This is a genomic window from Anaerostipes stercorihominis, assembly GCF_057535655.1.
This window is the reverse complement of the sequence record NZ_BAAJCL010000020.1, coordinates 1-22,190: the sequence shown is the minus strand read 5'-3', so window position 1 is coordinate 22,190 and position 22,190 is coordinate 1. Positions and strand designations below refer to the sequence as shown.

18 protein-coding genes and 1 pseudogene are annotated in these 22,190 nt (G+C 41.8%); 18 read left to right on the top strand and 1 reads right to left on the bottom strand.

Annotated elements, in window-relative coordinates; all coding sequences use genetic code 11:
• The first annotated feature begins 4 nt into the window (after positions 1-4).
• From AC27EF_RS12995 to AC27EF_RS12915, 17 genes and pseudogenes are all read left to right on the top strand, one after another.
• On the top strand, positions 5-592 hold the full coding sequence (locus AC27EF_RS12995) for a TerD family protein (protein WP_487111192.1): 588 nt from the start codon (positions 5-7) through the stop codon (positions 590-592).
• 45 nt (positions 593-637) lie between these two features.
• A complete protein-coding gene (locus tag AC27EF_RS12990) occupies positions 638-3,295 on the top strand; it encodes a calcium-translocating P-type ATPase, PMCA-type (protein ID WP_487111191.1) in 2,658 nt (885 codons plus the stop codon).
• 96 nt (positions 3,296-3,391) lie between these two features.
• Complete coding sequence (locus tag AC27EF_RS12985; protein ID WP_487111190.1) at positions 3,392-4,162, top strand: Cof-type HAD-IIB family hydrolase; 771 nt, start codon at positions 3,392-3,394, stop codon at positions 4,160-4,162.
• Positions 4,163-4,294: 132 nt separating this feature from the next.
• Positions 4,295-6,265 carry a BglG family transcription antiterminator gene (locus tag AC27EF_RS12980; RefSeq protein ID WP_487111189.1) on the top strand — a complete coding sequence of 657 codons (1,971 nt, stop codon included), beginning with the start codon at positions 4,295-4,297 and terminating at the stop codon, positions 6,263-6,265.
• A gap of 17 nt (positions 6,266-6,282) precedes the next feature.
• The gene (locus tag AC27EF_RS12975) at positions 6,283-6,729 is read left to right on the top strand and encodes a PTS sugar transporter subunit IIA (RefSeq protein ID WP_487111188.1); all 447 of its coding nucleotides are present in this window, start codon (positions 6,283-6,285) and stop codon (positions 6,727-6,729) included.
• A 281-nt stretch (positions 6,730-7,010) separates the two neighbouring features.
• The gene (locus AC27EF_RS12970; protein ID WP_487111187.1) at positions 7,011-7,322 is read left to right on the top strand and encodes a PTS fructose transporter subunit IIB; all 312 of its coding nucleotides are present in this window, start codon (positions 7,011-7,013) and stop codon (positions 7,320-7,322) included.
• 33 nt (positions 7,323-7,355) lie between these two features.
• Positions 7,356-8,447: pseudogene (locus AC27EF_RS12965) on the top strand (PTS fructose transporter subunit IIC); the annotation flags it as partial.
• A 36-nt stretch (positions 8,448-8,483) separates the two neighbouring features.
• Positions 8,484-9,338: a class II fructose-bisphosphate aldolase gene (locus tag AC27EF_RS12960; protein ID WP_487111186.1), complete on the top strand. Its 855-nt coding sequence runs from the start codon at positions 8,484-8,486 to the stop codon at positions 9,336-9,338.
• Positions 9,339-9,358: 20 nt separating this feature from the next.
• On the top strand, positions 9,359-10,228 hold the full coding sequence (locus AC27EF_RS12955; protein ID WP_487111185.1) for a ketose-bisphosphate aldolase: 870 nt from the start codon (positions 9,359-9,361) through the stop codon (positions 10,226-10,228).
• 69 nt (positions 10,229-10,297) lie between these two features.
• Positions 10,298-11,200 (top strand): ROK family protein, encoded by a 903-nt coding sequence (locus AC27EF_RS12950; protein ID WP_487111184.1) that lies wholly within the window; start codon positions 10,298-10,300, stop codon positions 11,198-11,200.
• Between the two features lie 98 nt (positions 11,201-11,298).
• The gene (locus AC27EF_RS12945; RefSeq protein ID WP_487111183.1) at positions 11,299-12,606 is read left to right on the top strand and encodes an ATP-binding protein; all 1,308 of its coding nucleotides are present in this window, start codon (positions 11,299-11,301) and stop codon (positions 12,604-12,606) included.
• Positions 12,607-12,756: 150 nt separating this feature from the next.
• A complete protein-coding gene (locus AC27EF_RS12940; RefSeq protein ID WP_487111182.1) occupies positions 12,757-14,835 on the top strand; it encodes a glycogen debranching protein in 2,079 nt (692 codons plus the stop codon).
• A 132-nt stretch (positions 14,836-14,967) separates the two neighbouring features.
• Complete coding sequence (locus AC27EF_RS12935; RefSeq protein ID WP_487111203.1) at positions 14,968-15,828, top strand: class I SAM-dependent methyltransferase; 861 nt, start codon at positions 14,968-14,970, stop codon at positions 15,826-15,828.
• A 358-nt stretch (positions 15,829-16,186) separates the two neighbouring features.
• Positions 16,187-17,191: a rod shape-determining protein gene (locus tag AC27EF_RS12930; protein WP_487111181.1), complete on the top strand. Its 1,005-nt coding sequence runs from the start codon at positions 16,187-16,189 to the stop codon at positions 17,189-17,191.
• 127 nt (positions 17,192-17,318) lie between these two features.
• Complete coding sequence (gene recD2, locus AC27EF_RS12925; protein ID WP_487111202.1) at positions 17,319-19,577, top strand: SF1B family DNA helicase RecD2; 2,259 nt, start codon at positions 17,319-17,321, stop codon at positions 19,575-19,577.
• A gap of 118 nt (positions 19,578-19,695) precedes the next feature.
• Positions 19,696-20,229: a helix-turn-helix domain-containing protein gene (locus AC27EF_RS12920; RefSeq protein ID WP_487111180.1), complete on the top strand. Its 534-nt coding sequence runs from the start codon at positions 19,696-19,698 to the stop codon at positions 20,227-20,229.
• Positions 20,230-20,307: 78 nt separating this feature from the next.
• Positions 20,308-21,282, top strand: coding sequence for a ribokinase (locus AC27EF_RS12915; RefSeq protein ID WP_487111179.1), 975 nt, complete (start codon positions 20,308-20,310; stop codon positions 21,280-21,282).
• A gap of 102 nt (positions 21,283-21,384) precedes the next feature.
• Here the strand turns inward: AC27EF_RS12915 and fdxA are convergent, their stop codons facing one another.
• Positions 21,385-21,555 carry a 4Fe-4S ferredoxin gene (gene fdxA / locus AC27EF_RS12910; protein WP_075759967.1) on the bottom strand — a complete coding sequence of 57 codons (171 nt, stop codon included), beginning with the start codon at positions 21,553-21,555 and terminating at the stop codon, positions 21,385-21,387.
• A 201-nt stretch (positions 21,556-21,756) separates the two neighbouring features.
• Here fdxA and AC27EF_RS12905 point away from each other — a divergent pair, with 201 nt between their 5' ends.
• Complete coding sequence (locus AC27EF_RS12905) at positions 21,757-21,966, top strand: DUF1858 domain-containing protein (RefSeq protein WP_487111178.1); 210 nt, start codon at positions 21,757-21,759, stop codon at positions 21,964-21,966.
• Positions 21,967-22,190: the final 224 nt, after the last annotated feature.

Below are 22,190 nucleotides of genomic sequence, written 5' to 3'. Positions count from 1 at the left end.
AGCCATGTCAATTAGTTTGCAAAAAGGTCAGAAGGTTAGTCTGACCAAAGAAAGCGCAGGTCTTTCAAGAGTGGTTGTAGGTCTTGGATGGGATGAGGTGAGAAGAGCGAAGGGATTTTCCCTTTTTAAATCAGCGTCCATTGACTGTGATGCGACCGCATTTCTTCTGCAAAACGGGAAATTATCCAATAAACGTGACATTGTCTACTTTGGAAATCTCCGTCATAAATCCGGGACTGTCCAGCATTTGGGGGATAATCTGACCGGAGAAGGAGACGGAGATGATGAGCAGATCATTGTAGATTTGGATCAGATTCCGGCAGAATACGACCGAATTGTAGTTGTGGTAAATATTTACCGTGCAGTGAAGAGAAAGCAGCATTTTGGAATGATTGAAAATGCATTTATCCGTCTGGTGGATGCAAGAAACAATCAGGAGATTTGCAAATATAATCTAACTGATGATTATTCCGACATGACGGCGATGGTTTTCGGAGAAATTTATCGTCATAATGAGGAATGGAAATTTAATGCCATCGGACAGGGTACCAAAGATGCAGACATTGATGCGCTGGCAAAAAGGTATCAATAAGGGGACGCTTTGGGTAGATAAACAAAAATAGAAAAGGGAATTACTATGAATTTTAATGGACTGAAAGATGATGAAGTTGCGGTATCGCGGAGAAAATACGGGTCGAATGAGATTCCGGATTCGGAACCTACAACTTTTTGGCAGGAGTTTAAAGAGACATTCAAAGATCCAATGATCAAAATTTTGCTGTTTATTGCGGCGTTGATGATTGTAATGTTCTTTTTTGGATATGCAGAAATTTATGAACCGGCAGGAACGATTGTGGCAGTGCTGATTGTTGCATTTGTGACTGCAAAAACAGGAGTTTCCAGTGATACAAAATATCGGGAATTAAAAGAGAATACCAAAAAGGATCAGTGTAAGGTTTATCGAAACGGTGTTGTTACGGTGATTGAGGTTGACGAAGTGGTAGTAGGAGACCTGGTTCTTCTTCAATCCGGAGACAAAATTCCGGCAGACGGCGTACTGATTTCAGGAGATTTGCGGGTCGATAATTCTGTGCTGAATGGAGAAGCAGAGGAATGTAAGAAGACTGCGGCGTCGGCAGGTATGAAAATTCCGGAGGATGTCACAGGCGATACATTTGTGGATGCACATTCTTTATTCCGCGGGGCGGTGATTTTTGACGGAGAAGGAGTTTTGGAAGTCCAGAGAGTGGGACTCAAAACTATGATGGGCAAGATGGCAGAAGAAATGCAGGAGGATGATGTGGATTCCCCTCTGAAAGTAAAACTGTCAAAGCTTGCAGATCAGATTTCAAAATTCGGCTATATCGGAGCCGTTGTGATTGCAGTGCTTTATTTTGTTTATTTTATCATATCGGCAGGCGGACCATCGGTTTATTTTGCAATGGGAGCGCCGGAAATTATAAAAGATCTGGTGGATGCGGTATCACTGGCTGTTGTAATTATTGTCTGTGCAGTGCCGGAAGGTCTGCCATTGATGATTTCTCTTGTGCTGATGCAAAATACCAGCAAGATGCTGGACCACAATGTATTGGTGCGCAAAGCAGAAGGAATTGAGACGGCAGGTTCTCTGAATATTCTATTTAGCGATAAGACGGGAACCATTACAAAAGGACAGCTGGAGGTGGTGGATTTCTTCACCGCAGACGGAAAATCAATCGCGCTGGATGAATTGAAAAATCACGGGAAGGTCAAAGGGCTGCTGGATTTGGCAATTGGAAAGAATACGCAGTCTATGTTTGACGCACAGCACAGAGTGATCGGAGGAAATGCAACAGATCAGGCGCTGTTAAAGTTTCTGGGAGAAGAAACATTTCATTTGCTGGATGAAGATAAAGAGTGTAAGATTTCCAAGATGCAGGGCTTTAACTCTACCAATAAGTTCAGTCAGGCAAGAATTGATTATCTCGGAAAAACTTTTTACAAAGGAGCGCCGGAGCGTTTGCTGGAAGCTGCGTCAAAATATTTAGATCATGATGGAGAGATCAAGGAAATTGATTCCGAAGCGCTGAACCGTAAGATTGACGATCTGGCATCAAAGGCAATGAGAGTTTTGGCATTTGGTTATTCCGAACGTCATCTGGAGGAAAATAAAATTCATGAGGATGTTGTCATCATAGGATTCGCTGGAATTCGAGATGATGTTCGTCCATCTGCAAAACAGGCAATTAAGGAAGTGCAGAATGCAGGAATTCAGGTCGTTATGATTACCGGAGACCGTCTGGAGACGGCAAAAGCCATTGCGAAGGACGCGGGGCTCTTAACGTCAGAATCCGACCGCGCCATTTCTTCTGCACAGTTAAATGAGATGAGCGATGAGCAGGTCAAAGAAATTATTTCTGATATTCGGGTGATTGCAAGAGCCCTTCCGACAGATAAGTCCAGAATGGTCCGGCTGTGCCAGGAAATGAATCTTGTGGTTGGAATGACCGGGGACGGAGTCAATGACTCGCCTGCGTTAAAACGTGCCGATGTGGGATTTGCAATGGGAAGTGGAACAGAAGCAGCAAAAGAAGCAGGAGAAATTGTCATTTTAGATGATAACTTCGCTTCAATTAAAGATGCAATTTGGTATGGACGGACGATCTATCATAATATCTTGAAATTCTGTCGTTTCCAGTTGGTAATTAACGTAGCTGCAGTCGTTGTCAGTGCCATTGCTCCATTCTTTGGCGTGGAAGAGCCATTGAAGGTTACACATTTACTTTTTGTAAATCTGGTAATGGATGGCTTGGGCGCAATTATGCTGGGGAATGAGCCGGCTCTGAAAAAATATATGAAAGAAGCTCCGAGACGACGAGATGAGAGCATTGTCAGCAGAAGCATGATGGAACAGATTATTTTTATGGGAGCGTGGCTGACCGTTTTAAGTTTTGTATTTTTAAAACTTCCGTTTTTCGATCAGTTTTTTGAGAATGAACAGCAGCATTTAACAGCATACTTTGTATTGTTTATTGTCAGTGCCTTGTTTAATGGATTCAATGTAAGAGACGAGGGCTTTGGAATTTTCAAAGGATTGAATGAAAATCCCGGATTTTTGAAGGTGTTCTTTTTGATCATTGCAGTACAGTTTTTGATTGTCAATGCGGGCGTTGTGCCGTTGGAATTATTTCAGTGGATTGGAAATATGTTTAGCTGTGTTCCATTTGGAGTCACAGGCTGGATTGTGACCGTTGTGTTGGCGGCAACTATGATCCCGATTGATTTGATCCGAAAGTCTTTGATTCATAAAAAATAGAGAAAATGCGGCAGAGGGTTCTGCCGTATTTTTTATGATATTCAGAAAGTTTTGGAGGCGGATTTGTCCGCTTTGTTTTATATTAGGAGAGAGAAGATGATTGTTTTTCATACAGATTTAGATAATACTTTAATTTATTCCTGCAAACATGAAATTGGAGACTGCAAACGATGCGTCGAAATGTATCAGGGAAGGGAAGTTTCCTTTATGACCGAACAGTCGGTGGAATTATTAAAGAAAGTGAATCGGAATGTTTTAGTTGTTCCCACAACCACAAGAACCATAGAACAATATGAGAGGATTGATTTAACCATTGGACGACCGGAATATGCGCTGGTGTGCAATGGAGGGATTTTGCTGGAAAAAGGAGAGATAAAAAAAGAATGGTATCAAGAATCCCTGAATTTAATAAAAGACTGTCAGGAGGAGCTTGAGAAAGCACAATTTTTTTTGGAAAAGGACTCCAACAGAATTTTGGATACCAGATTGATTGAACAGCTGTTTGTGTTTACGAAAAGTGAAAAGCCAAGAGCGTCCATGAATGGTTTGAAAAAATATTTAGACGAAGGGAAGGTGGATATCTTTGCCCATGGGGTGAAACTTTATGTTTTGCCGAAAAAACTGACCAAAGGAATGGCAGTAAAACGGTTTCAAAATTATGCAAAAGCTGACTGCATCTTTGCCGCGGGAGACAGTATATTTGATCTTTCCATGGCAGAGTATGCAGATGTTTTTTTTGCGCCGGAATCTCTGAAAATTCAGGCGGGAGGTAAGAAAAGCATTGCCTATATGGAAGGCGGGAGAGTGTACTCGGAAGAATTGCTGCAGAGGATTTTGAGATTGTCGGAGGAAAAGAAATCTGTCTGAGAACAGAAAAAATATGCCGTATTAAAAAGCCCGTTGTTAATAATCAGAAGAAAAAGTTTCATGCTATACTAAATTTATCTTAATAAAGGAGGTGTGAATCAAAGTTCATTCGTACGGAAAGGAACCTGAAAGATGAAACGTTCAAAAGATAAATTTTATATGAAACAGATTTTTGATTGTATTGCAGACGGGAATATTTTGGCAACGGGAAAAATTGCACAGGAAATTGGACTTTCAGAGAAGTCTGTCAGGAATCGCTTAGGTGAACTCAATGATTTTTTACAGCAAAATAATCTGGGGAAAATTCAGAGAAAACCCAGAGTCGGAATCTGGCTGGAAGCCAGCGGCCATCAAAAAGAACAGATTCAAAGGGCGCTGAGTCACGATGAATGGAAGGCGAGCGGATATGATCCGAGAGAGCGGATGACAGAAACTCTGAAAATATTTTTCAATTTGAGACCGTGGCAGACATTAACGACGCAGCAGTTGTCTCTAAAACTATACTTGAGTGTTCCGACCATGCTGAAAGTATTAAGAGAATGTGAGGAATGGCTCCAGATTTATCATATTTCTCTGATCAATGAGAGGGGAAAGGGATATCGCCTGAAAAGTGAAGAAAATGAATATCGGGTCGCCATAAAAAATTTAATTATGATGAAGGGAACTGCGGAAGATATTCAGGATAATGTCAACTATTTTTTCTCAAATATTGATGTATCTGCCATTAAAAAATGTATTATCCAGACAGAAAATGAGTGGAATTACCGTTTTACCGACGAATCCTTTTATGAGATTTTAATTTATTGCTGTCTTGCCTATAAGAGAAAGGAACTTGCAATTCCTCTTGTCAGTGACTATTATCTGGAAGAATTAAAGATCTTAAAGAAGTACAATGAGTATGCATTTACCGTAGCGATTTTTGAAAAGCTGGAGGAAGTATTTCATGTTCATTTTTTGACAGAAGATATCTTATTTTTATCAATTCAAATTTTATGTTCCAAATTTATCGGGATTTCAGACGTAGATGTAACGCTAAGCCAGGTAAAAAAATATGATAATAAATTAGTGGAATTTGTGGATCGGATGCTGAAAGTTATCGGAGATATTTTGGAAGTGGATTTATCTTCAGATAAGAAAGTAAAAGAGAGTCTGATTGTTCATCTGCGGCCCACAATTTTTCGGTTGCGCTTTGGAACACCGCAAAAGAATGCTCTGATTGATTTTATTAAAGAGGAATACAAAAATGTTTTTCGGGCAAGCTGGGCTATTAGTATTTTGTTTGAAGAATGTTATAATCTGCAAATTACAGAAGATGAAATTGGATATATTGTCCTTTATATTCAGGCAGCGATTGAGAGAGAAAAACATTGGTATCGCACAGTGATGGTTACGAATTTTAATATGGGACATGCCCAGTTGATTCAGGAGAGAATCAGGAAGTCGGTTCCTGAAATCGGGGAGTTAAAGTTTGTGAGTATCCATGATTTTAAAATTCATGATTACGAAGACTATGATATCATTATATCTTCCGTGGAGAGAAAAGAAAAAGATGCAAGAATTGTAGTGGTCCCTAACATATTAAATGAGAACGGAATTCTTACTTTGAGGAATCATTTGGATGATATGAATTCTCAAATGATGAAAAATGCAACTCCATTTTCACCGGAATGCTGTCTGCTGTTTTCGCCGGAGTTTATATTTACCCACATGGACGTAAATTCCAAAGAAGAATGTCTGAAAACCATGTGTAAGGTCATGGAGACAAAAGGAGTGGTCAGTGAGGAATTTTATGATACGGTGATGGAACGGGAGAGAAAGACAACGACAACCATTGAAAATGGCGTAAGCCTGCCTCATGGATCTCCGATGGCAGTCAATGAGTCAAAGGTTGCCATTGCTTTTTTGGAAAAGCCAATTTTGTGGGACAATGAGCAGGTGCAGGTGGTCTTCCTGCTGGCATTTCGCATGAGCACCAGAGATGAAATTCACCGTGTCCAGTTGTTCTACAAAGAATATGTTTCTCTTATTGACTCAGAAGAGAAGTTAACAATGTTGAAAAATATGAAATCCAATATTGCAGTTTATAAATATTTAATCCAGTAAAATCAGGAGGAAGAAAAATGGAGATTAAAAGTGTATTAGATGAAAGAGTGATTGATTTAAATATGAAGGCAGGAGATAAGAAAGAAGCTATCCGGCATCTGGCAGAAAAATTAAAAAGCGCAGGATATATCGAAGATGTTGATGCTTATGTGGAAGATATTTATGTTCGGGAATCTCAGGGACAGACAGGAATCGGAAATTATGTAGCGATCCCTCATGGGAAAAGTGATTCCGTTACGCAGGTAGGGATTGCCATTGGAAAGGTAGAAGATGAAATCCCATGGGAAACACTGGATGGAAAAGGAGTAAAATTAATCTTCTTATTTGCAGTGGGAAATGATAATGAAAATGCCAAAACCCATTTAAAACTGCTTGCCGAGGTTGCCAGAACTCTTGGAAATGATGACGCGGTGCAGGCGCTGCTTGCAGCTCAAACGGTGGAAGATTTAAAAGCTGTTTTTTAAGAGACTGCCCCCATACGGACGATGAAATGTTCAGTCCTGTATGGGGGCTTTTTTGTGACAGCAATGAGTCAAAGTCCGGTTTTGTCCGAGCCCTTGGCAACCGCGCGCCTTAGATGATAAAAAATTACCGTATTAAAACGGAGAATCACAGATAAAAAGGTAAGAGGAAAGAAAAAAATGCCGGATTAAAAAGCCTTCTCTTAATGACCCAAAAGCAGGGATTTAAGGTATGATTAGACCATAAAGAAACGAGGTAAAAGCATTCAGAAAGGGGAATAATTATGAAAATTGTAGCAGTAGCAGCATGTACATCCGGCATTGCACATACTTATATTGCAAAGGAAAAATTAATTCGTGCCGCGGAAAGTATGGGGCATACCATCAAGGTTGAGACTCAGGGAACGATCGGAACGGAAGACGAATTGACGGCACAGGAAATTAAAGAGGCAGATATCGTGATTCTTGCAGTTGACATTGCAATTACGGGAACAGAGCGATTTGAAGGAAAACCGACGGTTAAGGTTCCGACAAATGTTTGTGTAAAAGCGCCGAAGCAGTTAATTGCCAAAATCGAAGAAGATTTGAAAAAGTAACCGGTAACAAAAGAGAAGGAAAAGGAGAAGAGAGAAATGAAAAAAATCGGAGAAGAATTAAAACGGCATGCGCTGACTGCCATTTCCTATATGCTTCCGCTGGTTGTGGCATCTGGACTGCTAATTGCCGTAGGTAATTTAATGGGAGGAGAAAATGTAACAGAATTGTCCAAAATGACAGTTCCAAATGCATTAACTTCTCTTGGAGTTTTGGGAATGGGATTGCTGCCATCTTTTATCGCAGGTTATATCTCATATTCTATTGCAGACCGTCCCGGAATTGCACCAGGTTTCTTAATGGGACAGATTGCATCATTCCTTGGAGCAGGGTTTCTCGGAGGAATGATCGGCGGTTATCTTGTCGGTTATATCGCATTATTTATTAAAAATCATCTGAAAGTACCGAAATGGGCGGAAGCTTTAATGCCAATGATGATTGTTCCTACATTATCTGCATTAATTGCAGGACTCATTATGTTCTTTGTGGTAGGAAATCCAATTGTATGGGCAACCAATGCATTAACTAATTTTATTACCGGACTGGATCAGTCTTCCAAAGGAGTTTACGGATTTATTATTGGAGCCCTTGGGTGTATTGATTTCGGAGGACCAATCAGTAAAGTGCCAAACTTAATTTGTGACGGACTTTTGTTAGAGGGAATTACAGAACCGGAGGCAATTAAAGTTTTAGCGGCAATGGTACCTCCTCTCGGCATTACATTTTCACTGGTGTTATCAAAAATTCTAAAGAAAAATATTTATTCTTCTCAGGAAGTGGAGAATATCAAAGTAGCATTTCCAATGGGGCTTTGTATGATTTCAGAAGGTGTCATTCCGATTGCGATGAATGATTTGATCCGCACGGTCATTTGCACTGCAACAGGATGCGGAGTGACCGGCGCCATTAGTTTCACCTTTGGAGTGGGCAGTAAAGTACCTTCCGGTGGAGTCTTTGTCATTCCGGCTATGTCAAACCCTCTGGCTGCATTGATTGCACTTCTGGCAGGAACGGCAGTGACTGGTGTTTTGTTAGTATTGATTAAAAAGAAAAAGACCAATGTGGACGAACCAATGGAAGATGACAAAGAAGAAGAGATGGATTTATCTGGATTTACAATTTCATAAGAAGGAAGAGACCAAACAGGAAAGGATTTATTGTTTATGTATGTGTCAATGAAAGGAATGCTCAGACGGGCAAATGAGGGAAATTATGCAGTGATGGCAATTAATTGTTTTAATATAGAGACTGTCAGAGCTGTCATTGGGGCAGCACAGTCCTTAAGGGCGCCCATCATCGTGAATATTGTACAGGAGCATATGGTAAATCATTGCGACAGCAATCTGATTGCGCCCATAGTAAAAAAGCTTGCAGAGCGGGCAAGTGTAGAAGTTGCACTGAATTTTGACCACGGGGAAGAACTTTCTCTTTTAAAACAAGCATTGGCAGATGGATATTCCAGTGTGATGGTGGATGCTTCCCGCTATGATTTGGAAGGCAATATACAAATGACAAAAGAGATTGTAAAATTTGCAGAGCAATTTGGCGCCAGTGTGGAAGGTGAAATCGGATGCATGGGAACTGCAGAAGGCGGGAAAATGACAAATCACGATATGAAAACCAATCCACAGGAGGCTCTTCGCTTTGCAGAGGAGACCGGGGTGGATGCATTGGCAGTATCATTTGGAAGTTCCCATGGGAATCATCCCAAAGGGCACATTCCGGAATTTGATTTTAAACGGCTGAAAGAAATTAAAGAAAAAACCAAGATGCCGCTGGTTCTTCACGGAGGCAGTGGTTCCGGAGATGAAAATATTAGAAAATGTGTGGAATACGGAATTAATAAAATTAACGTAGGGTGTGATTTTATGAATGTCAATGTGGAAAGTATCAAGAGACATTTGGAAAAAGATCCGGACATCAATTATTGGGTGATGATGCATCAGGTGGAAGCGGACAGTCAGGAAATTGTGAAGAACTATATACGATTATCAAAATCAGAAGGAAAATCATTATAATATAAAAGGAGAAAAGAACAATGTTAATGAACATGAAAGACTTACTGAAGGTAGCAGACGAAAAAGGATTTGCCGTTCCGGCGTTTAATATCGGAAGTGATCAGTTATTAAAAGCGGTGATGAAACAGGTAAAGGAGATGAAAAGTCCGGTGATTCTTGAAATGTCACCAGATGAATTTAATTTTGTAGAAAACAGCTTAATTCAGGCAATGATCTATGAAGCTTCCAAAACAGAAGTTCCGGTGGTAATTCATCTGGATCATGGAGATCAATATGAAACGGTTGTGAGAGCAATTCAGGCTGGATTCACCTCTGTTATGATTGATGCATCCAAACTTCCATATGAAGAGAATGTTGCGATTACACAAAAAGTATGCGAGGTTGCCCATCTTGCCAATGTCTCAGTGGAAAGTGAATTGGGAACGATCGGAACAACCGGAAATTCCATTGAAGGAGGAACAACCGGAATTATTTATACGGATCCGGATCAGGCAAAAGACTTTGTGGAAAAAACGGGAATTGATACTTTGGCTGTGGCGATTGGAACCGCACACGGAATTTATCCAAGCGATATGAAACCGGAATTGCGTTTGGATATTTTACAGACATTAAAGGATGCTTTGGATATTCCGCTGGTCCTTCACGGAGGCTCCAGCAATAAAGATGAGGAGATTGCAAAGTCAGTAAAGATCGGAATTTCTAAAATCAATATTTCGAGTGATATTAAGGTTGCATTTTATGAAAAATGCAGGGAAGTTTTAAATGCTCATCCGGAATACAGAGAGCCTCTTGAAATTTATCCAGAACCGATTCAGGCATGCCGAAAAGTAATTGCCGAAAAAGTCACATTATTTGATTCCGCGGATAAAGTGAAATACTATTACGAATAAAACATAGGAAAGCAGGGAAAGAGGGCAGCATTGGTTGTCCTCTTTGCCGTAAAACTGGGAGGGAAAATTATGAAATATGCAGTTGGAATTGATGTGGGAGGAACCAATACAAGGGTGGCGCTGATCAATCAGGATAACAAGATCCTCCATAGAATACAATTTGCCACAGATGCTCATGTGCCGCGACATACCATTGCGGCAATCAAAAAAACAATAGAGCGCTTTGGATATCCTGTGGAGGGGATCGGCATTTCCTGTCCGGGGCCTCTGGATTTGATGCAGGGGATTGTTTTAACGCCGCCAAATCTTCCGGGGTGGCATGGATTTCATTTGACCAAGGAATTACAGGCAGCCGCGGGAATGGACGTGTTTTTGGAAAATGATGCGAATCTGGCGTGTCTGGCAGAGAGTGTGGCAGGGGCAGGAAAGGGAAAACGTTTTGTTCAGTTTCTTACGATTTCCACAGGTGTAGGAGCTGGGTTTTGCATTGACGGAGAGATTTACAGAGGTTGTAAAGGCTTTGCGCAGGAAGTTGCAAACTGTATTTTGTGGAAAAATGGCCCGTCTCAGGGAGAACTGAAAGAGGGGTCCATTGAATCCATTGCCAGTGGCACGGCGATTGTAAAACGTGCCGCAGAAAAAGGAATTTGGGCAGAGCATGCCGGAGAGGTTTATCAGGCGGCGTGTGAGGGGGATCAAGGAGCCGTGGGAATTATGGAAGATGTATACGAATATTTATCAAATTTTCTTGGCATTTTATATGGGATTCTGGACCCTGAACTTTTTGTGTTAAGCGGCAGTGTGGCATTAAAAATTCCGGGATTTATCGAGGAACTTGAGCGGCGCACCAGACGAAAAGTATATGATGCTTTTCAAGACTATATTCAAATAGTTCCGGCAAAGCTTGGAGAAGACTGCGGATTAATTGGGGCAGCACATCTGGCATTTTCTGAAAAATTAAAAAGATCCTAAAATGGAAGTTTTCTCTGACAAATGCTTGTGAATCCGAAAAAAAAGGACTATACTTTCTATAAAAGACAAATTTAAAGTGAGAAAGGCTGGATGGTTCGATGTATAAGATTGTTTCCAAATTATTAATTTACGGTGACATGGAGCAGGACTCCATTTTAATGCAGTTAAGTGATATTTTTCGATGTATGGATGAAAAAGCGCAGCCGAAAGATGTTCTGGTAACCAGAGTTTTTCAGCAGATCAAAAGAATTCTTCAGACAGCAACAGATTATGCGTTTGATCAGAATCTTTGGCATAACTATCTGACATTTTTGCTGATTACCAATGAGAATCCGTTTAGTATTACTTGTGAGAAGGTGGGAGCCAGCGACGGAAGTGTTAATTATTTTGCTAAAAATGATTTTAAAGCATTTCGGGATTTGTTCTGGTATGATTTTACTAAAGCGGAAGAGGAATTGGGAATTGATTGTTTCAGCCGGATTTCAAACTATCATTCCATTTCAAAACCGGAATTAATGTATAATAAAAATGTCAGTGAAAAAGTGCGGGCATTAAGCGAGCGGTTGGAAACGGCAGAGGATGAGAATGCATTTTTCGATATGATTACGGATTTTTATAAAGCGTACGGCGTTGGAATGTTCGGGCTGAATAAGGCATTCCGGATAGAAGAACGCGGTGACGGAGAGATTCGTTTTCGTGCCATTAATAACATGGATAAAGTTGTTTTATCAGATCTGGTGGGATATGAGATCCAGAAAAAGAAACTGGTGGATAATACAGAGGCGTTTGTGGAAGGAAAAAAAGCAAACAACGTACTGTTGTTTGGGGACAGCGGAACCGGGAAATCAACCAGTATTAAGGCGATTGTCAACGAATATTATGATCGGGGTCTGCGGATGATTGAGATTTACAAGCATCAGTTTAAAGATCTTTCCAATGTGATTGCTCAGATCAAAAACCGCAATTATCGTTTTATTATTTATATGGATGATTTGTCTTTTGAAGAATTTGAAATTGAGTATAAGTTTTTAAAGGCAGTGATCGAAGGCGGGGTGGAAACAAAACCTGAAAATATCCTAATTTATGCAACCTCCAACCGCCGTCATCTGATCAAAGAGACATGGAATGACAGAGACGATGTGGAGCGGAAAAACGGAATGCATCGTTCTGATACGATGGAGGAAAAGTTGTCTCTGGTCAATCGGTTTGGAGTTACCATTAATTATTCAAAACCAAGTCAGAAAGAATATTTTCATATTGTGACAGAGCTGGCACATAAAGCAGGGCTTTCGCTCAGTGATGAAGAGCTTTGCCGGGAAGCCAACAAATGGGAACTGAGTCACGGAGGAATTTCCGGACGAACAGCCCAGCAGTTTATAAATTATTTGATTGGTATACAGGAATAAGACAAAAGACCTCTTCGGGGATCTTTCTTTTTGTGATAGCGATGAGCCAAAGTCCGGGCTTGCCCGAGACCTTGGCGACCGCTTACAATCCCGGAATGTGCCTTTTGGAACTTCCGGTGATTTGGATACAGTATTATAGGAGAGAGTCATATGAGTGTTTTGAAGGGACGCGATCAATTGATACCAATGGATGAATACGATGGATTTCGGATTCGCCCTGGTTTTTTTCTGCAAAACGGCGCAGTGGCAATTCCCGGAGGTGTAAGCTTTACTGTCTATACACAGGAGGGAACGGCATGCGAATTGGTTTTGTTTGAACGGGAGGCAAGAGAACCATTTGCTGTGATTCCGTTTCCAGAGCATTATCGTATTGGAAATGTGTATTCTATGATTGTGTTTGATCTGAACATTGAAGATTTTGAATATGCTTACCGGGTTGACGGTCCTTACAGGCCGTCCATCGGGCAGTTATTTGATAAAAATCGCTTTTTGCTGGATCCATATGCAAAGGCTGTAACCGGACAGAGCCAATGGGGTAGATCTTCGGATGATGAGTTTGGATATCGTGGGAGAGTTGTCGGAGAAGACTTTGACTGGGGAGATCAGGTTCAGGAGAACCTTCCCATGGAAGAGTTGATTATTTATGAGCTTCATATCAGAGGATTTACAAAGGACCCATCTTCCGGTATTTGCTGCCCCGGCACCTTTGAGGGGATTCGGGAAAAAATTCCGTATTTTAAAGATTTAGGCATTAATGCAGTAGAATTTATGCCGATTTTTGAGTTTGATGAGATGCGGGGGAGCCGGAAGGTGGACGGAACTTGTCTTTTTGATTATTGGGGGTATAATCCTGTCAGTTTTTTTGCGCCAAATACAAGCTATGCCTCAAAAAAAGAGTATAATCATGAGGGAGATGAATTGAAACACCTGATTAAAGAGCTTCATGAAAATGGAACTGAGGTTATTTTAGATGTGGTATTTAATCATACGGCAGAAGGAGATGAACAAGGTCCTTTTATATCTTTTAAGGGGTTTGACAACCGGATTTATTATATGCTGACAGCGGACGGAGCATATTATAATTTCAGCGGATGTGGAAATACATTGAATTGCAATCATCCGGTGGTTCAGAATTTGATCTTAGATTGTCTGCGGTACTGGGTTGTGGAGTATCGAGTGGATGGGTTTCGTTTTGATCTTGCATCGATTTTGGGTCGAAGTGAAGAGGGGGTTCCGCTTGCCAATCCTCCGGTTTTAGAGCGCCTTGCGTTGGATCCGATTTTGGGGAAAGTGAAGCTCATTGCGGAGGCATGGGATGCAGCTGGTCTTTATCAGGTCGGAGTGTTTCCTTCATGGAACCGATGGTCGGAGTGGAATGGAAAATACCGGGATGATCTTCGCAAATTTCTAAAAGGAGATCTGGGTATGATTCCGGCTGTTATGGAGCGAATTGCCGGATCCAGAGATTTGTATGGTTCGTCCGGGAGAGGATATGATGCTACTGTAAATTTCATCACCTGTCATGATGGATTTACTCTGTGGGATTTATATTCTTATAATCAAAAGCATAATGAGGCGAATGGCTGGGGGAACCGGGACGGAAGCAATGAAAATTACAGCTGGAATTGCGGAGCAGAAGGAGATACGGAGGATGAAAGCATTTTAAGACTCCGAAAACGGCTGGTGAAAAATGCTGTGACGATTCTTTTGATGAGCAAAGGGGTCCCGATGATTCTGGGAGGAGATGAGTTTTGCAATACTCAGTTTGGAAATAATAATCCGTATTGCCAGGATAATAAAATTTCATGGTTAGACTGGAGCCGGAGGGAGAAGTTTCAGGATATTTATGAGCATTTTCAAAAAATGATACGGTTTCGTAAGGAGCATCAGGTATTAAAAAGTGATGTGAAACCGGCGATTTGCCATTTTCCAAAAATAAGTTTTCATGGAGTGCTGCCGTGGGAGGCAGATGAAAGCTTTGCTTCGAGAGTTCTGGGCATGATGTTTGCAGGTCGAAACCGGGAAGATACGAGGGATGAGATGATCTATGTCGGGATGAATATGCATTGGGAAAGTCATGAGATGACTGCCCCAAAACTTCCCCCAAGTTATCAGTGGATGTTAAAGGTAAAGACAGGGGAATGTTTTGAAGTGGGGACATTGGGAGAGAACCGGTTTTGTGTGGAGGGGCGGAGTGTTTTCATTTTGGAGGCAGAAAGAACGTTGTGAGGTGGAAGGAGCAGAAAGCAGGAGAGCAGTTATCATTTGTTTGGGAAAAAGTAAGAAACATATTTTTTATTTTCAAAAATTATTATATAATAAATAGCAAAGACTGAAACAACAGAGAAAGTGAGAGAATATATGTGGGCAGCAGACCAGTGGAAAGATTATGAGGTTTTGGACACCTCTAGTGGAGAAAAATTAGAACGATGGGGGGATTATTTTCTGATAAGACCGGACCCACAGGTGCTATGGGATACGCCGAAAAAATTACGTCAGTGGAAGAAGCCCAATGGACATTATCATAGAAGCAGTAAGGGCGGTGGACAGTGGGAATTCTTTGATCTGCCGAAGATCTGGGAGATTCAATATAAAGATTTGAAATTCCATCTTCAGCCGTTTAGTTTTAAACATACAGGATTGTTCCCGGAACAGGCGGTCAATTGGGACTGGTTTTCCGAAAAGATCCGAAAAGCCAAACGTCCTGTGAAAGTATTGAATTTGTTTGCATATACCGGCGGTGCAACTTTAGCGGCAGCTGCAGCAGGGGCATCGGTAACCCATGTGGATGCTTCCAAGGGAATGGTGAATTGGGCGAAAGAAAACGCCCAGCTTTCCGGACTTCGGGAGAAACCCATTCGCTGGCTGGTAGATGATTGTGTGAAGTTTGTGGAGCGTGAAATTCGTCGGGGGAATGTTTACGACGGGATTATCATGGACCCGCCGTCTTATGGAAGAGGACCCAAAGGAGAAATCTGGAAGATTGAGGAAAAGATTTATCCGTTTATAGAACTCTGTACGAAAATTTTATCGCAGGATCCTCTATTCTTCTTGGTGAATTCTTATACAACAGGACTTCAGCCGGCAGTTTTAAGCTATATGTTGGAGACGCAAATAAAGAAAAAATTCGGAGGTCAAGTGGTATCCGATGAAATCGGGCTTCCAGTTTCATCCAATGGACTGATCCTGCCATGCGGGGCCTCTGGGAGATGGGAGAAGTAACGCCGACGCTTCATCCGAAACTGGATATGAACATCCAATCTCCGATCTCGGAGATTCATATGTAATCTTCAATTTCGGATCCAACCAAAAAAATCGGAGATTTTTTTGGTATTTGGCTTCCGCCAAATAGAATTGGCGAAATACGCACTTTGAAATGCGAGCATTTACCGTGCATCTTTCTCCAATTCTGCTTGGCTCCGAGTGTTAGAAATCTTAAATTTTGCTGAATTTTTACGGAATATGTAAAAAACAATTGAATTTTCTGGTGAAATGTTTATAATAAGAGAAGTATGTATATGAAGAATAAAAGATTACCATAATAAAGATAGAGAAGAAATCGAAAGGGGAATTTGTTACCATGGCAGCAGGAACAGATATTGGAATTGATTTAGGAACCGCCAGCGTTTTAGTTTACGTTAAAGGTAAAGGCGTTGTTTTAAAAGAGCCATCCGTTGTGGCATTTGACCGTGATACAAATAAGATTAAAGCAATTGGAGAAGAAGCGCGTCTGATGCTTGGAAGGACGCCGGGAAATATTGTAGCTGTGCGGCCGCTGCGCCAGGGTGTGATTTCAGACTATACTGTGACAGAGAAAATGTTAAGCTATTTTATCAGTCGTACGGTTGGAAAATCCTTGTTTGGAAGAAAGCCGCGCATTAGTGTTTGTGTTCCCAGCGGAGCAACGGAAGTTGAGAAGAAAGCAGTGGAAGATGCAACTTATCAGGCAGGGGCAAGAGAAGTTTCGATTATTGAGGAGCCGGTGGCAGCGGCAATCGGTGCCGGAATTGATATTGCAAAACCGTGTGGAAATATGATTGTTGATATTGGAGGCGGAACAGCGGATATTGCTGTTATTTCACTGGGAGGCGTCGTAGTCAGCAATTCCATCAAGGTTGCAGGGGATGACTTTGATGAGGCAATTGTTCGGTTTATGCGCAAAAAACATAACCTGCTGATCGGAGAACGTACGGCAGAAGAAATTAAAATTAATGTAGGAACTGTATTTAAGCGTCCGGAAAATCTCACAATGGATGTTCGAGGACGAAATCTTGTGACAGGTCTGCCGAAAACGGTGACGGTAACGTCTGAGGAGACACAGGAAGCCCTTAGAGAACCGGCATACCAGATCGTAGATGCAGTTCATAACGTACTGGAGAGAACTCCGCCGGAGCTGGCAGCAGATATTTCCGACCGCGGAATTGTTTTGACCGGAGGAGGAGCGCTGATTCAGGGATTGGAAGAGTTGATTGAAGAAAAGACAGGCATTAATACAATGACAGCGGAAGATCCGCTGACAGCAGTAGCGATTGGTACAGGAAAGTACATTGAATTTTTGTCAGGCGACAATCAGAAGAAAAAATAATGAGAAAAAGACTGCAGGCCGGGATAGATACGATCCTGGCCTTTTTCTGGTGACGGCAGGAAAGCTGCGAATGCAGCCGAACATCGCAGGAAATTCTGCAGAGGTCATTGACAGGGAGGTGAAACGGGTGGGCTTTTTAAAGGGATATGTGGATCATATTCGATTCCGAAATGAAAAAAACGGATATACGGTTCTGAGTTTGGATGTGGATGACGATGAGGAAACGGTCGTCGGTTTATTTCCCTTTCTCAATGAAGGGGAATATATTTCCATGGAAGGAGACTATGTGAATCACCCGGTACACGGACCTCAATTTCAAATGAAAACCTACGAAATTGCCATTCCGGATGATATCGAGAGTATGGAGCGATATCTGGGATCAGGAGCGATCAAAGGTGTGGGACCGGCGATCGCAAAGCGAATTACAAAAAAATTTAAAATGGATACGTTTCGCATCATCGAAGAGGAACCGGAGCGTCTGGCAGAGGTAAAGGGAATTACCGAGAAAAAAGCCAGAATGATTGCAGTGGAGTTTAGTGAAAAGCAGGAAATGCGGCAGGCAATGATGTTTTTGTCCGGCTATGGGATTCATCACAATCTGGCGGTGAAAATTTATAAAGAGTACGGAGACAATCTATATACAGTGATTCAGGAAAATCCTTACAAAATGACGGATGATATTGCTGGAATCGGATTTAAAATAGCAGATGAAATTGCAAAAAATGTAGGAATTGGGAGCAATTCAGATTATCGGATTGTATCTGGAATTTTTTATACCTTGATGCAAGCATTGGGCGAGGGGCATATTTTTCTTCCAAAGCGCATTTTATGCAGAAACGCGGCATATATTCTTGGGGTATCCGAGGAGGCTATTGAAGAACATTTGCTGGAAATGATGATTGACCGAAAGATTGTCATTGAGGAAGATGAGGAGACAAGAATTTATGGCGCCGCACAGTATCATATGGAGATGAACACTGCCAGAATGCTTTTGGATCTAAATGTGCACTATGATGTTTCGATTTCTGAAATTGAGACGATGATTGGAAAAATTGAACAGGAAGAACAGATTACTTTTGCAGAAAAGCAGAAGGAGGCAATCGCAGCCATTGCAGAGCACAGTATTGTCATCTTAACAGGAGGTCCTGGAACAGGAAAAACCACAACGATCAACGGAATGATTCAGTATTTTGAACATGAAGGGCTGCAGCTGCGGCTGGCAGCTCCCACAGGGCGCGCAGCCAAGAGGATGACAGAGGCAACCGGGTACGAGGCGACAACAATACACCGATTGTTAGAATTAAATGGTGAGGCAGAGCGGGAAATGGATAAAAGCGGGATGGTGTTTGAGCATAACGCAGGGAATCCGTTGGAAACCGATGTTATTATCATTGATGAAACATCCATGGTCGATTTATTTCTGATGAATTCCTTGCTGCAGGCATTGGTTCCGGGAACAAGGCTTGTGATTGTAGGGGACGCCAATCAGCTTCCGTCGATCGGCGCCGGAAATGTGTTAAAAGATTTGATTTCTTCACAAAAGTTTAAAGTGGTAGAGCTAAATCAGATTTTCCGTCAGGCAGAAGGAAGCCATATTGTACGAAACGCGCATCTGATTCATCAGGGGCGGGTTGTGGAGCTGAATAATAAAAGTCGGGATTTTTTCTTTTTGCAAAGAAATACCGTTCAGGATATTCTGGGAGTTCTGGTTTATCTGGTAAGAGATAAGCTGCCGGGATATGTCCATGCAAAGCCTTATGATATTCAAATTTTGACGCCGATGCGCAAGGGAGAGCTTGGCGTGGAACGATTAAATCAGATTATGCAGCAGTACCTGAATCCTCCCGATGATGAGAAAAAAGAAAAAGAAGTTTCCTTCGGTCTGTTTCGGGAGGGAGACAAGGTGATGCAGATAAAAAACAATTATCAGCTGGAGTGGGAAATTCGTGGTCCCAAAGGGTTTACCGTCGACAAAGGTGTCGGTGTATTTAACGGGGATATTGGAATCATTCAGGAGATCAGTGAATATACCGAAAAGGTAACGGTATTATTTGATGACGCGAGAGAGGTTCAGTATGGATTTGCGATGTTGGACGAATTGGAGCTTGCTTATGCGGTGACCATCCATAAATCTCAGGGAAGCGAATATCCTGCGGTTGTGATGCCGCTGCTGGCAGGACCAAAGGTTTTGTTTCACAGAAATCTTTTGTATACCGGAGTAACGAGGGCAAAGAATTGTCTGACCATTGTAGGTGATCAGGGGACTCTGTGTTCTATGATTCAAAATGTCAATGAGCAGAGGCGCTATACGACTCTTGCCAGAAGAATCAGAGAACTGGCAGATGAGCTTCAGGACTCAGAATCGGAACAACCGATGGAATCTTGAAGCAGTGGAGGAGAGAAAAGGAGAATTTTGACTGAAACCGTCATCTTTTAGAGGGCGGTTTTTCTTGTGCCCGAAACTTGACTCCCTTTATAATGAGAAGGAAGAAAGGAAGGGACTTATGAAGGAAAGAAGACGTATGATATCAGAAGCTGCCAGAGAGCTGGGGCTGGAAACGTATAATTTGAGAACTTGGGAAGATGAATTCGGCATTGCAATTCCCCGCAATGAGAAAGGATATCGTTGTTATGGGGACGAGGAGATCCATACGTTTGGGGAAATCCGCGATATGAAAAATGAGGGGCTTGACACAGAGCAGATTAAACGGAAACTTACGGGAAATATTATTCCGTTTCCGGGAGAAAATCAAGTGGGCTCTTCGGATAAGATGGCGCAGTTTCAAAATGTTATGGTGAAAATCATGGGACAGGCCATCAGAGAGCAAAAAGAATATTTGGGGAAGGAAATCGGAAATCAGGTTTCGGTACAAGTTTCAAAAGAAATGGATTATCAACTGCGAACGAGGGATGAAAAGCAGGAAACATATTACCAGAAGCTGGATGAAATGATTCGGATGCAGCAAAAAACAAGAGAGGAGATCGCGGCTTCCCGCGAGAAAAAAGGGTTCTTTCGGAGGAAGCGAAAAGAAAAATAAGTAGAGATTGTATTTGTGCCAGAACGTGATTATAATGAATTTATAGACTCAAAAAATGAAAAGAGTGAGGAATTCATTATGAAAAAAAGACCGAAAATTTTAGTTGTAGGGAGTCTGGTAATGAACCAGATTGCTGTAACTTGTGAGGTTCCGGAGGAAGGGCATTCGGTCCTTGGAACATCATTTCATAAATCACCAGGCGGAAGAGGCGCCAACCAGGCTGTTCAAATGGCAAGACTGGGAGCAGATGTAACCTTTGTAGGAAAAATTGGACGGGATGCCAATGGAGATGAACTTTTAGAAATTTGCAAAAAGGCAGGAATTCGTACTGGAAGAATTCTATATGATGAGGACTCTGCTACCGGATGCTCTGTGGTAGTACTGCAGGTAATTCCGGGAGAGAAACCTAAAAAACGCTCGGTTGTGATACCCGGCGCAAATATGAAAATTATGCCGGATGAGATCGCTTCTTTAGAGCATGAGATCGGAAAATATGATTTGGTACTTCTTCAAAATGAGATTCCTATTACAATCAATGAGGTCATTGCAGAGTACGCGTATCGCAAAAAAGTTCCTGTGATGTTAAATGCTTCACCGGCGATACAGTTGCCAAGGGAATTTATCCGGCACTTGACCTATGTGGTTTTGAATGAATATGACGCCAAAGCCATGACTGGTGTTCAGGTTCATCGAGATCGGGGAAGGTTTAATCTAGAAGAAGCCAGAGTTGTTTCTGCGGTGATTCGCAGCAGCGGAGTTCCCAATGTTTTAGTGACCCTGGGAGAATCCGGAGTGATTTTAAATACACCGGAGCGTTTTTATTATAAAAAAGCAGTGGAGATTGAAGAGGTGGTAGATCCCATGGCGGCAGGAGATTCTTTTGTGGGAGCGTTTTGCACCAGAATTTGTTTGGGAGACGGACAGGGCAAAGCACTGACCATAGCAAATCATGCGGCGGCTCTTACGATCACAAAAGCAGGAGCGATGCCGTCTCTTCCGACACAGAAGGAATTAAAAGAATTTATGGAGGAGAGACGAAAACAGCAGATGTAAATGGATCGCTGAGGTTGCAGGAAAGAAAGACCATAAAACAGCAAAAAAAGAGATGCGAAAAGCATCTCTTTTTGCGTCTGAACAATATACGTACTGTGGAAATTATTCCTGGCTGATAGCTCCTGCCGGGCATCCATCTGCGCAGGCACCACAATCCATGCATGTATCTGCATCGATTACGTACTGTCCATCTCCTTCGCTGATAGCTCCTGCTGGGCAAGTTCCTTCGCAAGCACCACAAGAGATACAAGCGTCTGAAATTACATATGCCATAGTTATATCCTCCTTATATAAATAGTATAATCATTAGAAAAGCGAAAACCGCTTGACCAACTCTATTTTAATATACTTATAGAGGAATATCAAGTAATTTTGTTGTACTTTTAACAATAATGTATTATACTATAAACGTCAGCCCAAAAGAATAAAAATACATTTTTTTGGAGAATTAAGAATTATGGAGGAAGAAACGAAATGGCTAAGATTTCAAAAGATATGGTAATCGGAGATTTAATTGCGCTTGATTCAAATTATGCGGCAATTTTAATGGCGTCCGGTATGGGATGCGTAGGATGTCCTTCCGCACAGGGAGAGACTTTAGAGGAAGCGGCAATGGTTCATGGAATGGAAATATCCGAGCTGCTGGCAAAATTAAATGAATATGCGGATGCAAAAGAAGCATAATTTAAAATAGTAAAATCTGAAAAGACAGCAGTTTGCTGCCTGAAAACAGGATCGATCCAAAAGATCGGTCCTGTTTTTGTTTGCCCAGCATGGGCAAACTCTAACGGGTGTAAGTCCCGAACATGCCCAGATAGTGGGAAGTGTATAGCTGAACAGCAATGGTGTTTGTCGTGAGGCAAAATCTGAAAGAAGCTGTAAGCAAACCTCTGGTCTGACGGACAGAA